The sequence below is a fragment of the Candidatus Chryseobacterium colombiense genome, from assembly GCA_029203185.1.
GTDB lineage: Bacteria > Bacteroidota > Bacteroidia > Flavobacteriales > Weeksellaceae > Chryseobacterium > Chryseobacterium colombiense.
In genome coordinates, this window is record CP119310.1 from 25,917 (window position 1) to 40,274 (window position 14,358).

Sequence of the window (14,358 nt, forward strand, 5' to 3'; positions counted from 1 at the left end):
AGTTTTGTTAATTGATATTAATATCATGTTTTATAGGAATTATCTTTTAAAAATAAAATACTCCCGGATTTCCGGGAGTATTTTATTTGGCGATCTGAGAAACAAAAGTAATTGCTTTCATCTGGAGATCTTCCTTCGATAGCTTATTATTTTCGAATTCAAGGGAGGTAAACTGTCCGTTTTCTCTTGCCAGTAAGGCATAGCCATTATATTTTTTTCCTCTGTACTGATAGGTATATCCTACGAATTTGGAATCGGGTTCATCAAGCTTCAGTTTTATATTGGCAATATTTTTTTTCTTTTTTAATGCTTTAAAATTATCCATCATACCATCTTTAGAAGAATATGCATGGAGAAATATGCTTGTATTATCAGGAAGCTTTACGGCCAGTTGTAAAGAATCATCATGATTTTTCTGAATAAAGCTTTTAGGTTCTACACTTATTTTTGAAGTAAGGTCTACAGGAACCAAAGTATCACTTTTCACCTTTACAACACGGAAAATTGCTTTTTCTGCTTCATTAAGTTTATTGATACTGTCATAATTTTCGTAAAATAAATCATTGGATTCATCAGTATTACTTTGCAAATCCTTATTTCTGTAATTCTGAATAAGAGAATTTACATTCTCATAGCTGGTATCAGAATATGAAGATCTGTTTGAGGTTTTACTGCATGTGATAGCAAGCCTTATCACCGCAAATAAACAAACAGCAATACTTAAAATCGTTTTCCAAACGGGTCTTTCATTCATTATTTCAGATCTTCTTTAGTGAGGACGATTTCTTTAATGCTTTTTCCCTGGGAGTCTGTGTATTTATAGATAAGATTTTTTACTCCCAATCTCTCGGTTTGGGAAAAAATCTGCTGAATCTGCGGTGATCTCAGCATTTCATCTTTCACAATCTGTTCAGCACCTTCTATCTTCAGCAATTTTTCGAAACTTTCAGGAACCTGGGCTAAATAAACAATATTACTTTCTTCATCTGCTTTGATGCTCATGATTTTTATTCCCGATGACGAATCCTCAGACGGAAGATTTTTATTGAAGATATCAAGAACAGCATTAAGTTGATCAGGTCCGGAGCTTCCTTTAGCAATCGATTTGAGTTCGTTTCCGGCATCTCCTTTTATATTTTTGTTGTCAAGCACTTCATCTGCCAGAAGTCTTGCACCAACACCATAAATTTTAACATTAAATTTTACTCCTTTGTTAAGAAGCTCCTTTCCTATGGGCTCACTTTTAATAGCTTGCCCTATCAGTTGCGGAAGTGATGTCTTGATCATATCAGCTTGAATATCGTCGCCTGCTTCATTGGATGTATTGACTTCTATGGTGATTTCATCATTGCCGGAATTGATGGCTTTGGTTGACTTGATCATGGAGTTGGTCATCATAGAAGATGATCTGTTGTACATGTCTATAAAGTTCCTGATTTTGTCATTTTTGGATTGACATGCTGTAATAAGTATGGCTGTGAAACAGACAATGATTATTTTTTTCATGATTATTTTTTTGAAAGATAATAAAAAAACAGAAACCGGCAAGTTTCTGTTTATAATTTTACTCTTTATGAGAGATAAGCTTAATTTAAAAGATTAAATTTAATTTTTATCCCAAAATTATCTTTAAACTGAGACGTCTGATAATAGCCTAGTCTATAAGAGAAGCCTACTCCAAAGCTTCTGCCCAGGAATCTATTCCAGGTTAATCCGACTTCCTGATAATAATGATCTAAAACCTGAAACTGGAACTGATGATTTTCTCTGTTTTTTAAATTCCCGATAGCAGCTTGGTATTCAAGATCGATACTGGAATATCTTGCTCCGATAGTTTTGAATCTGAATGGTAGTGACTGCGAAATTTTAAAGGCTGCAAATTTATCAGCAAAAAATGTTCCTGAAGGCATCGTTGCAAATCCTAAATTGGAAGGTGTACTGATGTTGGAGTACCAGTGGTCTACGTTCGCATCATTTTGTCCCGCAATTTCAAAATTTTTCCATATCGGGGCATTTCCTGAAGAAATTCCTCCGAAAAGCTTAATATTGGTATATCCTAATTTAGATCTGAACTGGTGGATAATTAAGGCGTCCAATCTGCTATAATCCAAGTCTCCGCCTAAAGCTTCAAATCCTTTTTCGTAGTTCATGAAGAGTTGAGGATATCCTTTTTCATAGGTATATTTTCCGCTTGGTGTCATGATATTTTTATCATTCGGAGCGAATTTTAAAGATAATGTTGCACTTGTGTTGTCAAAACTGTTTCCCAGATTCTTATACTGATAATCGAAAAGAGCTTTTTGTTTTTCTTTATTTGCGGTAACTTTCACACTTAGCGAATTGGAAATATCATACAGGAATGAAGCTCCCCATTTCTGATTCTTATAAAAAGTACCATTGTGAAGATCCAGATTCATATCCGAAACTTTCATCATCATATCCCACATATTGTTGCTGAATCTTCCTGCTGCGAAAACATCATCTACATAATCAATTCTGAAAACAGAAGTTCTTTTCTGAGATAATTTTACATCTAACCCTAAACCGTATTTCCAGGTATGATCTTTGAATCCGTATCCGAAATAACCATCAGGAGAAAATGTTTTGTTGAAGTTTTCATTCAATTTCAGACCTGCACCTAAACGTACCCCTTGATATTTATCGTAGCTGAAAAGCTTCGTAATATCAAAATCAATCATTTTATAACGGATATTTCCTCGCATCAACTGCGTTAAAGTGTTCAGTTTTTTTTCAAAATCGTTCTTCTGAACAAAGCTGTCAATTTTAGTATATGTTGCACTTTCTCGGGCGGTAAGGCTGTCTGTTCTGTATTTTTCCAAAAGGCTTCCGTCGGAATTTTTCATTTCAAGAGAATAACCTTTAAATTCAGAAGCTTTTTGTTCTGCATTAATGTCAAAATCAAAGAAACGATTCTTCACATACAGATAGTTTCCGAACTTCTTTTTATTATACTTAGGCTTCTCTCCGGGCTTTAAACTGTCTTTTTTTGAAGTATCAAAACTCTGGTCTCCCATTTTTAGCTTAATGTCTTCAGAATCTAAAAACCATTTTCCATTGATAGGTTTCCAGACGGAAACAATATTGCCTTCGTTCTGTTTTTTGTTGATACTTTCAAATTTCTTTAAAGCATAGGTTTCAGAATCCACATAGATTTTTCCATTGAATTTTCTTGGGTTTTGCTTCTTCTTGTCTGTAATTTCCTTGAATTTAATCAAATAAGTTTTTCTTCCGTCAAGCTGTACTGTATCGGAAAGGTAGAAGTTGAACAGCTTTCTGTTTTCAGGTCTCAATTGTCTAGGAATTCGGTCTAAATTGGAGATATTAATTGCTAAAGCTTCATAAATTGGGTTTTTAAAACCGGACATTCTGTTGTCGATAATATTCGTTTTTTCACCGAAACTCTTTGAATATTTGTATTCGGTTGCTTTTTCCCAAAGGAACATTTGGCTTTCCTCCGATGCACTGATGAAATCTTCTGCAATCAAAGAATCTTTTTTATCTTTTTCTTTTTGTTTGAAATCTTTTTTATCAACTTTTGAAAGCGAATCCTTTCTGACCGCCAGGAAATTTTTATACGTATCAATAGAATCTTTGTCTACGTCAATAGAAAATTTAGAGTACGATTTAAAATTGTATGAATCTAAAGATTTCGGAGAGTTTTCCTTAGCTCTCTTATTCACCTCATCCAAAATTCTTAGAGCTTTCGGATCACTTTTATCACTGATAATCACTTTATCAATATTATCCATTTTCTCGGATAAAGGCTGCATAGAAATTTCCATTGATTTTTTTACATCTGCAGAAACATCTTCATAATTACTGGCAAGAATTTCAACCTTTTTACATTTTGTTTTTAACGATAAGTTACCGTTAAAATCTGTTTTACCAAGAAGTTCGTCATCACAATATACTGCTGCATTATGTATGGGCTGTTTATTGGATTTATTGATTACTTTGAGCTGGGTCTGCCCAAAAATGAATACTGCTGAAAATAGAAATAGAGTAGATAAAAGTTTTGACATTAGCTTTTTTTATATATAAGACAAAACTATTGATAAGAAAGTTACAAAAGAATGCAAAAAAATATAATCTTTTGTTAAAAATAAAACCCACTGTATTCGAATGGGATACAGTGGGTTTTATTTATTCAATTCACAATTTAATGAAAAATGGATTTTTATTTAAGACTTTTTAAGTTCTAAATTTATTTGGTCTTTTCATTTAGGTTTGAAAATAAAATTGTTTTGTGTATGGATATTATTTATTTTTAATAAAATTATAGTTTGGATTAATTCATTGAATAAAACCAAAGGTTAGCGGCAATTGTATCACAAAGACTCTCTTAAATTCCAAAAGTTAATGAATGAAATAAAAATTAAACAAAGAAAACAAGACAAAAATTCAGAGGCTTGGAAACAACTATGCGATTACATTGAAAGAATAGAGAGAACAAATGCTGATGAATTTTCTCCATTTGAAGATTTAGGCCCTGAATTATTTTCGCAAATTTACACTCTTCCTAAAAGCATAGGAAAATTAAAAAATGTAAAAAAAATGTGGCTCTATGGTAGTAAATTACAAAGTTTGCCTCCCGAAATCGGAGAAATGACTTCACTTGAATATTTTGACCCCTACACTTCTTACGATTTACATTGGTTTCCTTATGAAATAATAAAATGTTTGAAATTAAAAGAGAGTAGAGTAAGCACAAGGGCACTTTATGGAAATTTTAAAAATAGAAAGGCTTTTCCAGACTTAACAAATAACCCTGTAAAGTATGAATCAGAAATAATAAGGTGTAGTGTTTGCGAAAAGGAAATAACTTACGAACAGACAAATCAAAAATGGATTACATTGAGGGTTGGAACTGATGACTTACCATTATTGGTGAATTTATGCTCAATTGAATGTGAAGATAATCTTCCCGAACCTAAAAAAGGATATGTAGGGAAACCTCATAAAGGAGGATTAAATTTAAAGCAGCCAACTTATGAAGAGTGGGAGAAGGAAAATATAATAACTTTTGAAGAATGGAATGAAAAAGAGAAAGCAAAAAATAAAAGTAATGAGAATGAGCCTATAAAATTCTTAACATTGATCAGAAAAATATGGAAAAAATAACAACCTTTTTTGTTCAAGTGTTTCGCTTATGCCTTCAATAAAAAAATAGCATATAAAACCTAACCTCCTAACTCTAATCTCATTAATTCCAGTCAAAAATATTTTTATATTTATTTAAATACAATAGTAACAGTAGAAATAAAAATCCCTTTCAGTTTTGAAAGGGATTTTTATTTAAAATAGTTTGTATGATAAAACCTTGCAGAATTGCAAAGCATAAATGTTTACTAAATATTCAAGGCTTTCTGATAAGCATTTTCCAGTCCATCAATGTTTTTTCCTCCTGCAGTTGCGAAACCTGGGTTTCCACCGCCACCGCCTTGGATTTCTTTTGCTAAATCTTTAATCAATGCTCCGGCCTGATAAATCCCTGCCAAATCATCGGAAACACCAACGGAAATCATGGGTTTTCCGTCTGCATCGGACAGAATAATCGTGATGGAAGTCGGGATTTCTCTTTTCAGCTGGAAGACGATATCTTTTACAGAACCGGCATCCAGAGAAGTTCTTTTTACTAAAAGTAATTTATCACCTTTTTGTTCGTAAGCTCCTTTCCATTCACTGATTTCTCCTTTTGCTTTTTCTTTTTTAAAGGCTTCAACCTCAGCTTTCAATGATGTGTTTTCTTCGATTAATTTTTCTATAGAACGTACCACATCTTTAGATTTTAACAGCTGAGAAAGTTCAGTGATCTGCTTTTCTAAATTTTTGAAGTATTCCTCAGACTTATCTCCGGAAATTGCTTCAATTCTTCTGATTCCTGCAGCTGCAGAACTTTCAGAAACAATTTTAAAATGACCGATTTCACTTGTATTTTTCACGTGAGTTCCACCACAAAGTTCTTTTGAACTTCCAAACTGGATCATTCTCACACTGTCACCATATTTTTCACCAAATAAAGCCATTGCGCCTCTATCCAGAGCTTCCTTGATCGGAATATTTCTGAACTCCTGTAAAGCTATACTTTCTTTGATTTTTGCATTTACTTTTTCTTCTACCAAAGCCAATTCTTCTTCCGTCATTTTGTTGAAATGAGAGAAGTCGAAACGAAGATAATCAGGACCAACGTAAGAACCTTTTTGCTCAACGTGAGTTCCCAACACATCTCTTAAAGCTTCGTGTAACAAGTGAGTTACTGAGTGGTTAGACTGAGAGTTTTTTCTATCTCCTGCATTTACTTTGGCATAGAAAAGAGCACTTGCATCTTTTGGAAGTCCATTGATTAAAGAGATAATCAATCCGTTTTCCTTTTTCGTTTCCAATACTTCGAAACTTTCAGCAGCGTTTTCAAGAACACCTTTATCACCAACTTGTCCACCACCTTCAGGGTAGAAAGGGGTATTGCTCAATACAACCTGGTAAAATTCTCCGTCTTTATTCTCTACTTTTCTGTATTTTGTAATATGTGTTTCTGCTTCAATCTGGTCATAACCAACAAAGTTGGATTCCTGATCTTCTAAAACTACCCAGTCATAAACTTTTTGAGCAGAATCAGCCTTTGAACGCTGCTTTTGCTCATTTAAAGCAATCTCAAATCCTTTTTCATCGATTGTTAAACCTTTTTCCTCCGCAATAATTCTTGTTAAATCATCAGGGAAACCGTAAGTATCATATAATTCGAAAACTTCTTCTGTAGGTAAAACTTTAGCGTTATTGGCAATCGTCTGCTGAATTAGCTTTTCAACTCTGATTAATCCTGTTTCAATCGTTCTTAAGAAAGATTCTTCTTCACTTTTGATTACTTCCGTTACTAAAACGCCTTGTTTTTCAAGTTCAGGGAAGAATTTACCCATTTGCTCCTGAAGAACAGCCACAAGCTTATAAAGGAAAGGCTCTTTCATATCCAGGAATCTGTAAGAATAAGAAATTCCTCTTCTTAAAATTCTTCTGATTACATAACCGGCTCCTCCGTTTGATGGCAATTGTCCGTCTGCAATCGCAAAAGAAACTGCTCTGATATGGTCTACCACAACACGAATCGCAATATCTTTTTCGTTTTCTAAAATTCCGGTATATTTTTTACCTGAAAGTTCTTCAACTTTAGCAATTAAAGGTGTGAAAACATCCGTATCGTAGTTGGAAGATTTTCCCTGAAGTGCCATACAAAGACGCTCGAAGCCCATTCCGGTATCAATATGCTTTGCAGGAAGGTTTTCCAGGCTTCCGTCTGCTTTACGGTTGTATTGCATGAAAACCAGGTTCCAGATTTCCACAACCTGAGGATGGTCATTATTCACCAATTCAAGTCCGGAAACTTTTGCTTTTTCTTCATCAGTTCTTAGATCAACATGGATTTCAGAACAAGGTCCGCAAGGTCCGCTTGCTCCCATTTCCCAGAAGTTATCTTTTTTATTTCCGTTGATGATTCTGTCTTCGGAAATATGTGATTTCCAGAAATCATAAGCATCCTGATCTCTATCAAGATTTTCAGAAGTATCACCTTCAAAAATGGTTACATAAAGGTTTTCTTTCGGAATTCCATAGACTTCCGTCAGCAATTCCCAGGCAAAAGCAATAGCATCTTTTTTGAAATAATCACCGAAAGACCAGTTCCCCAACATCTCAAACATGGTATGGTGATAAGTATCTCTACCTACATCATCCAGGTCATTATGCTTTCCGGAAACTCTTAAACATTTCTGAGTATCGGCAATTCTTGAGGCTTTAGGTTCTTTGTATCCTAAAAAATAATCTTTGAACTGCGTCATTCCTGAGTTGGAAAACATAAGGGTAGGGTCGTCTTTCAGTACGATAGGAGCTGAAGGAACGATAAGGTGGCCTTTACTTTGAAAATAATCTAAAAATTTTTGACGAATCTCTTGTGATGTCATAATGATATATTGCTTTGCTTTTTACAAATTTTTGATAAGATGCAAATTTAAGGTTTTTAAAGTAATGTAAAAGAATAGTTTTATGTTTTAATGGTTTGTGAGTTATTGTCATTTCGACGTAGGAGAAATCTGCTACCTTAATCTTGTAAACCTTCATTCTCCAGTCCCCAATTTCTTATTTAGTACCTTTTTCTATGTTTTTAGTTTCGGGCGGCAGCTTTGCTGCAGCCCGAAACTAAAAAACGAACTGAAACAATTGTTAAAATCTAGCAGATATGATAATGTTGTAAATCACCCCGTCAAAAATTCTTCCGAATTTTCGCCACCCCTCAAAAGAAGGGGAATTTTATACAATATATTTTCTTGTTCTTTTCCTTTTAACTTATTATCTTCGTTATTATCTGAAAAGATAAAAATTGGGTATGACAAAAAACGAAACAATCAAAAACTGGATAGAACAGTATTCGGGACCATTGTTGAGAAGAGCAGTACATCTGCTTTCAGATAAAGTTGAGGCGGAAGATGTGGTGCAGGAGGTTTTTGTTTCGGCTTTTTTGTCTTACGATTCTTTTGAAGGTAAAAGTCAGCCATTAACCTGGCTGATGACGATTTTAAGTAGAAAAGTTACTGATTTTTACCGGAAAAAATATAAATCCGAACCAATAATAAAACTAGACCATTTTTTTGATGAAACCGGTTCGTGGAAAAATGATGATGTTCTTAATGACTGGAATGTTGCTAATAAAGAAACGGAGCTTCTCGATGACAAAGATTTTAATAAAACATGGGAAGACTGTATTGAAGATTTACCCTTAAGATGGAAGATTCCGATGAAAATGTATTATCTTGAAGAAAAAAAAGCACCCGAAGTGAGTCAGGAATTGAATATTTCTACGACTAATCTTTGGAAGATTTTACAACGAAGCCGACTGCAGTTGCGAGAATGTTTGGAATTGAACTGGTTTGCAAAATCATAAGGATTAAAAAGAATGTTAAAAAAACTAATACATATGATCTTTTTACCATGCAGTGAAGTGACTTTGCTCATGGAAAAACGCAATGCGGAAAATATTTCTTCCACAGAGAAGTGGAAACTTTCCCTACATCTTAAAATTTGTAAATGGTGCAGAGCTTACAAACAAAAACTGGAAATTTTGGATGATATTTTAAAAAGAAAGCTTTCTCAGGAAGAAAAAGTTCAAATTAATGATTCTGAAATTCAAAGGTTTAAAGAAAAGGTTGTTGAAAAAATAGATATTCAATAAAAAACCTTGTCAGGATTTTAAAATTGTTCCGACTATACTTTTGAAAATAAACAAAGTATTACATCAAAATCATTTAAGATGAACGGAACTGTACTAAAAATTGACAAAGAAAACCGAACAGGCAGGATCGGATATTACATTTCGCTTTTCGGGGCTGCATTGATTTTGCTCTGGATCGGAATATTCAAATTTACCCCGACAGAGGCAGAAGGGATAAAACACTTGGTAGAAAACCATTTTCTCACTTTTTTCGTATATGATATTGTAAGTGTTCAAACAGTGTCAAATGCTATCGGAGCGATAGAAATTATCATTGCTTTACTACTGGCATTTAGTGTGAAATTTGCATCACTTCGAAAGTATGCTGCCATCGGAATGATTGTAACTTTTCTTATAACATTAAGTTATTTATTTACCACTCCTGGAATTTGGAAAATTGTAGACGGAGTTCCGGTTACAGACTTTTTTATCTTAAAAGACATAATGCTTTTGGGATTGGGTTTAATGCTTTTAAATGAAAAAAATGATTACAAATAAAAAGATAAAAATGAAAAACATATTAATACTGCTTGGAGTAATTCTGGGTATAGCAGTTTTTGCTACAAGTTGTGGAGATTCTAAACGGAAATCCACAGAAATTAAAGGGAAAAATGAGACCGTTATGAACAATAAAAATGTAAAAGAAATCTATTTTGCAGGAGGATGTTTTTGGGGAACTGAACACTTTTTTCAACAAATTCGCGGAGTTGTAGGTACAGAGGTGGGATATGCCAATGGAAATAAAGTGAATCCTACCTATGAAGAAGTGGTAAGCCATACCACAGGTTTTGCGGAAACTGTAAAAGTGAAATATGATCCTGAGCAGGTAGACTTAAAACTATTAATTGATTTGTATTTTAAAACCATTGATCCTACGAGTTTAAATAAGCAGGGAAATGACAGAGGAGATCAGTACAGAACAGGAATTTATTCAACAGATAAAGAAACGGAAGCTATTGTAAAAGCTGAGGTTCAAAAGTTAGCTAAAAATTATAATAAGCCTGTTGTTGTAGAAACGATTCCTTTGAAAAATTTCTACAAGGCAGAAGATTATCATCAGGATTATTTAGATAAAAACCCAGGAGGATATTGTCATATTGAACCAGGTTTATTTGAAATGGCAAGAAATGCAAACCCGCTTCCCAAAAAACAGACTACAGAAATGAAGTATCAAAAAAAAGATAAAACTGTATTAAAAAAAGAATTAACAGCTGAACAATATAACGTAACTCAGGAAAACGGAACGGAACGAGCTTTCCAGAATGAATACTGGGACGAAACCCGTGAAGGAATTTATGTGGATATTACAACTGGTGAACCATTATTTATTTCAACAGATAAATTTGAATCAGGTTGTGGATGGCCAAGTTTTTCAAAACCGATTTCAAAACAATTGATTGACGAAAAATTAGATCGTTCTCACGGAATGACAAGAGTAGAAGTGAGAAGTAAAACAGGAGATGCACATTTAGGGCATGTTTTCAACGACGGACCAGAAGACAAAGGCGGACTTCGTTACTGTATTAATTCAGCCTCTCTGAAATTTATTCCGAAAGCGGAAATGAAAGCCAAAGGATATGGAGACTATATTTCTTTACTTGAAAAAGATAAGAAGTAAATATATAATTAAGTAAGGTGTTTTAAGACTGTCGAAAGGCAGTCTTTTTTTAATTATAAATATTTAGCACTTTGTCATTCAGAATGAAGCGCAAGAGGAATGAAGAATCTATTTGTTAGCTTAACATTGCAATTGAAATTAGCAAGATATTTAAGAGTAATAAAAAAGTGATCCGTTTGGATCACTATAATATTTAAATTCTTCAATCTTTATCAAATACTTACCAGTCTCTTTTTCTTAAAATCCAGTACGATCCGAAGATAAAAATGGCACACCAAACCAGGCAGGCAATAAGGCTTTCTGTTGGATAATGGAACTCATATTTTAACCCCATTGCTTTTGCCATATTCAGCCTTACCATAGGATTGGGAATTAGATTAGACATACTTTCCAAAGGAAATAGATGAGAGAAAAAGAAGTCATTTTGTAAAACTTCATTTCTTTGAGGTCCCTGTAATCCTTTTACTTTCATGAAAACTTCTACGGCTGATAAAACACTTTCGATAATCCAGAAAACAAAAAATGCCAGAAATACAAAAACGGATTTTCTCAGCAATATGGAAAGAAACATCAGAAAGCAGAAAAAGGTAAACAGTTTTATAAAGTAATTTCCGATAAAGAAAATTTCTTCAAAAACCTTTGCAGATTCTGTCGTATTAGAATACTTATACCCCAAAAGCATAGTGATGGCCAATACAATTATTGTTGATATAATCGTGAAAATACTGATCGTTAATAGTTTTGAACCAATAAATTCCTTTCTGCTTAATCCGTCAATTGTATTTTGCTTAAACATCCTGTTACTGAATTCCTGAGAAATTGAAAAAACAATGATTAATCCTAAAAAGATTTTCAATAACCCGACAATCCATGTGGTAAAGTTCCAGATTTCCGGGAAGTTGTAAATTCCTTCTTGTTTTAGATTAATGGTTGCACCAAAAAAATCAAAATCAACCAGTCCAATAAAAAGTAAAGCAATAAGAATCGCAAAATATAAAATAGTGAAAACTCTGAATGGCTTGTAATTCAGGTTTTTGTAGTATTCAAGTTTTAATAGTTTTGTCATGATTAATTGGTGTTTTTTACAAGTTCAAGGAATTGTGATTCTAAAGACAGTTTTTTCTTGTTCAGGTGCGATAGGAAAATCCCTTTCTCTACAAGTTTCTGATTCAATGTTGAAGCGGAAATTGAAGCATCATCACGAACGTGAGCTTTTATCATATCTTCTTCCTGATTGATTGATGTAAACCACTGAAGCTCATTTAAAGCACTTAAAAGTTGTGCATTGTTGTCTGCTTTTAGTTCAAAATAACCATTGTTGGAGGTCATTTCATCCACTCTTCCGCAATAAAGAGAAGTTCCTTCCTTTAATACAATAACGTGGCTGCATATTTTTTCAATCTCATCCAGCAGGTGACTTGCAATGATAATGGTGATGCCCTGTTTAGCAATATTGCTGATAATTTCTCTGATTTGGATAATTCCTTCCGGATCAAGTCCGTTGGTAGGTTCATCTAAAATAAGGACTTCAGGATTATTCAGCATCGCGGAAGCAATCGCAAGACGCTGTTTCATCCCTAAAGAAAAAGTTCTGAAGGTATCTTTTCTCCTTTCATATAAACCCACGGTTTTTAAAACCTCTGCAATTCTGGAATAAGGAGTATGCTTAATTTCTGCTACAATTTTAAGGTTGGTTTCAGCACTCAGATAAGGATAAAAATTGGGCTGTTCAATAATCGCTCCGATTTTCTTTAGTGTATCAGGATCGGTTCCTTTTTTACCAAACCAATACCAGTCTCCGCTTGTAGGATTAATAGTGGAAAGCAGCATTCCGAAAGTAGTGGATTTTCCGCTTCCGTTGGGACCTAAAAGTCCGTAGACATTTCCTTTTTCGACGTCAAAAGAAATATTGTTGACCACAACTCTTTTGAATTTTTTCGTCAGATTCTTTACTGATAAAATCTTTTCCATGTAATTTGTTTTACATAGTAGTAGTCTATATAAATTAGAAAATGTTACAGAATTATCCTAAATCAATTTACATTTAATCCTAAATACATTAAATTTGATAGCATTAATCAGTCACTATGAAGTTAATTGAATTAGCAAAAGAATTGAAAGTTTCGGCAGAAGCAATAAAGCATTTTATCCAGGATTTTGATCTTGAGTTAGGTGCATGTATCAGTACCAATTTTGAAGTCAAAGAAGACTTTGAAAAATTTGCCAGAGAAAATATTGAATTTTTAAAGCTTTATGAAAAAGATTTAGATAAAAATAAGACCTTAGAACAAATTGCAGAAACCATCAAACAGCCCAAGGAAAAAATAGAAAAAGCAATAAAAGAAACTCATCCGAACATATTTGACAATGGTTTTTTTAAATCTTCTATTTCAAGCTATGGAATCGATAATAAACTGGGCGGGAACTACGAATTTGTCTATAATTATTTTGGACACAAAACGAGTCTCAGACAAAGAGATTTTATAGGATATAGAGACCTTTTCTTCTATATTTCAGGTGTTTTAGAACCCTTTTTAAATCCGCAGCAGATTAAAGATTGGGGAATCAATAAGCCGGCGGGAATCGTTTTGTATGGTCCTCCCGGAAGCGGTAAAATATTTTGGGCCAATAAAATAGCGGAAATTATAGGCTATAAGTTCAAAGAAGTGAAAAAACATTATCTGGGAACTTCTTTTGTAGACGGAAACAAAACTAATTTTAATGATTTTCTTTTAACCATGATGAAAGAAGATAAAGTATTGCTGTTCCTTGAAGATTTTGAAGAAGTGATGATGGAAAGAAATCCAGAAAACAATGTTGCTTCATGTAATCTTGAAACACAGGAAATTATTCTTCATTATATCAGTAAATTTGAAGAAGAAGATTTATTAATGGTAGGTTCGGCAAACTCTGTATCAGAAATTGATGAAGAAATTTTAGCTCCGGGAAGATTCGATGTAATGGTTCCTGTATTTCCGCCTAATGCAGCTGAACGTTCCGAAATTATTTTGTTTGCTATGACCAAAGGACTGGAAAATGATTCTCTGTTATACAAAATTCTTAAAAACAATAAAGCCGATAAAGTTCCTTTTTGGCGGGATATTGCCTCTCAAATGAAGGTTTTCAGCAATACCATGCTCATTGATTTTACGCAAAGCCTGAAAAAAAGAATTAAAAACCTCTATCAGAGAACCAAAAACGAAAATTTAAAAATAGATCAGAACTTATTGAACGGTGCATTAAGAGATGCTGCAGGAAAGCTGACCGAAGAATATCTGGACCAGGTTGCCAGATTTTTAAGTGATGTGATTATTAATAATTACGATCAGTTTCAATACAGAGTACAAGGCTTAAAATCAGAATTGGATGCGTATAGAGTAGTGGAAGCTCCAACCAGAGCCATTGGCTTTCATCATAACGGGGAAGAAGAGGAAAATAATAAAGAATAATTTGATGAATGCGC

General features: G+C 33.6%; 12 protein-coding genes. 6 read left to right on the forward strand and 6 right to left on the reverse strand.

The window, feature by feature from the left end:
• Positions 1-82: 82 nt before the first annotated feature.
• From P0Y62_00130 to P0Y62_00140, 3 genes are all read right to left on the reverse strand, one after another.
• Positions 83-754 carry a hypothetical protein gene (locus P0Y62_00130; protein WEK69959.1) on the reverse strand — a complete coding sequence of 224 codons (672 nt, stop codon included), beginning with the start codon at positions 752-754 and terminating at the stop codon, positions 83-85.
• Entirely contained in the window at positions 754-1,506 is a 753-nt protein-coding gene (locus tag P0Y62_00135; GenBank protein WEK69960.1) for a hypothetical protein, read from the reverse strand. Before P0Y62_00135 ends, P0Y62_00130 begins: the two co-directional genes overlap by 1 nt.
• Positions 1,507-1,586: 80 nt before the next feature.
• Positions 1,587-4,043, reverse strand: a complete 2,457-nt coding sequence (locus P0Y62_00140) for a DUF5686 family protein (protein WEK69961.1) — start codon at positions 4,041-4,043, stop codon at positions 1,587-1,589.
• Between the two features lie 337 nt (positions 4,044-4,380).
• On the opposite strand from P0Y62_00140, the gene P0Y62_00145 reads away from it, so the two are divergent.
• A complete protein-coding gene (locus P0Y62_00145; GenBank protein ID WEK69962.1) occupies positions 4,381-5,142 on the forward strand; it encodes a hypothetical protein in 762 nt (253 codons plus the stop codon).
• 227 nt (positions 5,143-5,369) lie between these two features.
• On the opposite strand, the gene alaS is transcribed toward P0Y62_00145, so the two are convergent.
• On the reverse strand, positions 5,370-7,973 hold the full coding sequence (gene alaS, locus P0Y62_00150) for an alanine--tRNA ligase (GenBank protein WEK69963.1): 2,604 nt from the start codon (positions 7,971-7,973) through the stop codon (positions 5,370-5,372).
• Positions 7,974-8,395: 422 nt separating this feature from the next.
• On the opposite strand from alaS, the gene P0Y62_00155 reads away from it, so the two are divergent.
• The 4 genes from P0Y62_00155 to msrB all read left to right on the forward strand — a co-directional run bounded on the left by P0Y62_00155 (position 8,396) and on the right by msrB (position 10,895).
• Positions 8,396-8,950, forward strand: coding sequence for a sigma-70 family RNA polymerase sigma factor (locus tag P0Y62_00155; GenBank protein ID WEK69964.1), 555 nt, complete (start codon positions 8,396-8,398; stop codon positions 8,948-8,950).
• Between the two features lie 33 nt (positions 8,951-8,983).
• Positions 8,984-9,238, forward strand: a complete 255-nt coding sequence (locus P0Y62_00160; GenBank protein ID WEK69965.1) for a hypothetical protein — start codon at positions 8,984-8,986, stop codon at positions 9,236-9,238.
• A 78-nt stretch (positions 9,239-9,316) separates the two neighbouring features.
• The gene (locus P0Y62_00165; GenBank protein WEK69966.1) at positions 9,317-9,775 is read left to right on the forward strand and encodes a DUF417 family protein; all 459 of its coding nucleotides are present in this window, start codon (positions 9,317-9,319) and stop codon (positions 9,773-9,775) included.
• Between the two features lie 10 nt (positions 9,776-9,785).
• On the forward strand, positions 9,786-10,895 hold the full coding sequence (msrB, locus tag P0Y62_00170) for a peptide-methionine (R)-S-oxide reductase MsrB (protein WEK69967.1): 1,110 nt from the start codon (positions 9,786-9,788) through the stop codon (positions 10,893-10,895).
• Between the two features lie 220 nt (positions 10,896-11,115).
• Here msrB and P0Y62_00175 read toward each other — a convergent pair whose 3' ends face one another.
• Positions 11,116-11,961: an ABC transporter permease subunit gene (locus P0Y62_00175; protein ID WEK69968.1), complete on the reverse strand. Its 846-nt coding sequence runs from the start codon at positions 11,959-11,961 to the stop codon at positions 11,116-11,118.
• Positions 11,962-11,963: 2 nt separating this feature from the next.
• Positions 11,964-12,866, reverse strand: a complete 903-nt coding sequence (locus tag P0Y62_00180) for an ABC transporter ATP-binding protein (GenBank protein ID WEK69969.1) — start codon at positions 12,864-12,866, stop codon at positions 11,964-11,966.
• A gap of 116 nt (positions 12,867-12,982) precedes the next feature.
• On the opposite strand from P0Y62_00180, the gene P0Y62_00185 reads away from it, so the two are divergent.
• Positions 12,983-14,344, forward strand: a complete 1,362-nt coding sequence (locus P0Y62_00185; GenBank protein WEK69970.1) for an AAA family ATPase — start codon at positions 12,983-12,985, stop codon at positions 14,342-14,344.
• The last annotated feature ends 14 nt before the right edge of the window (positions 14,345-14,358 follow it).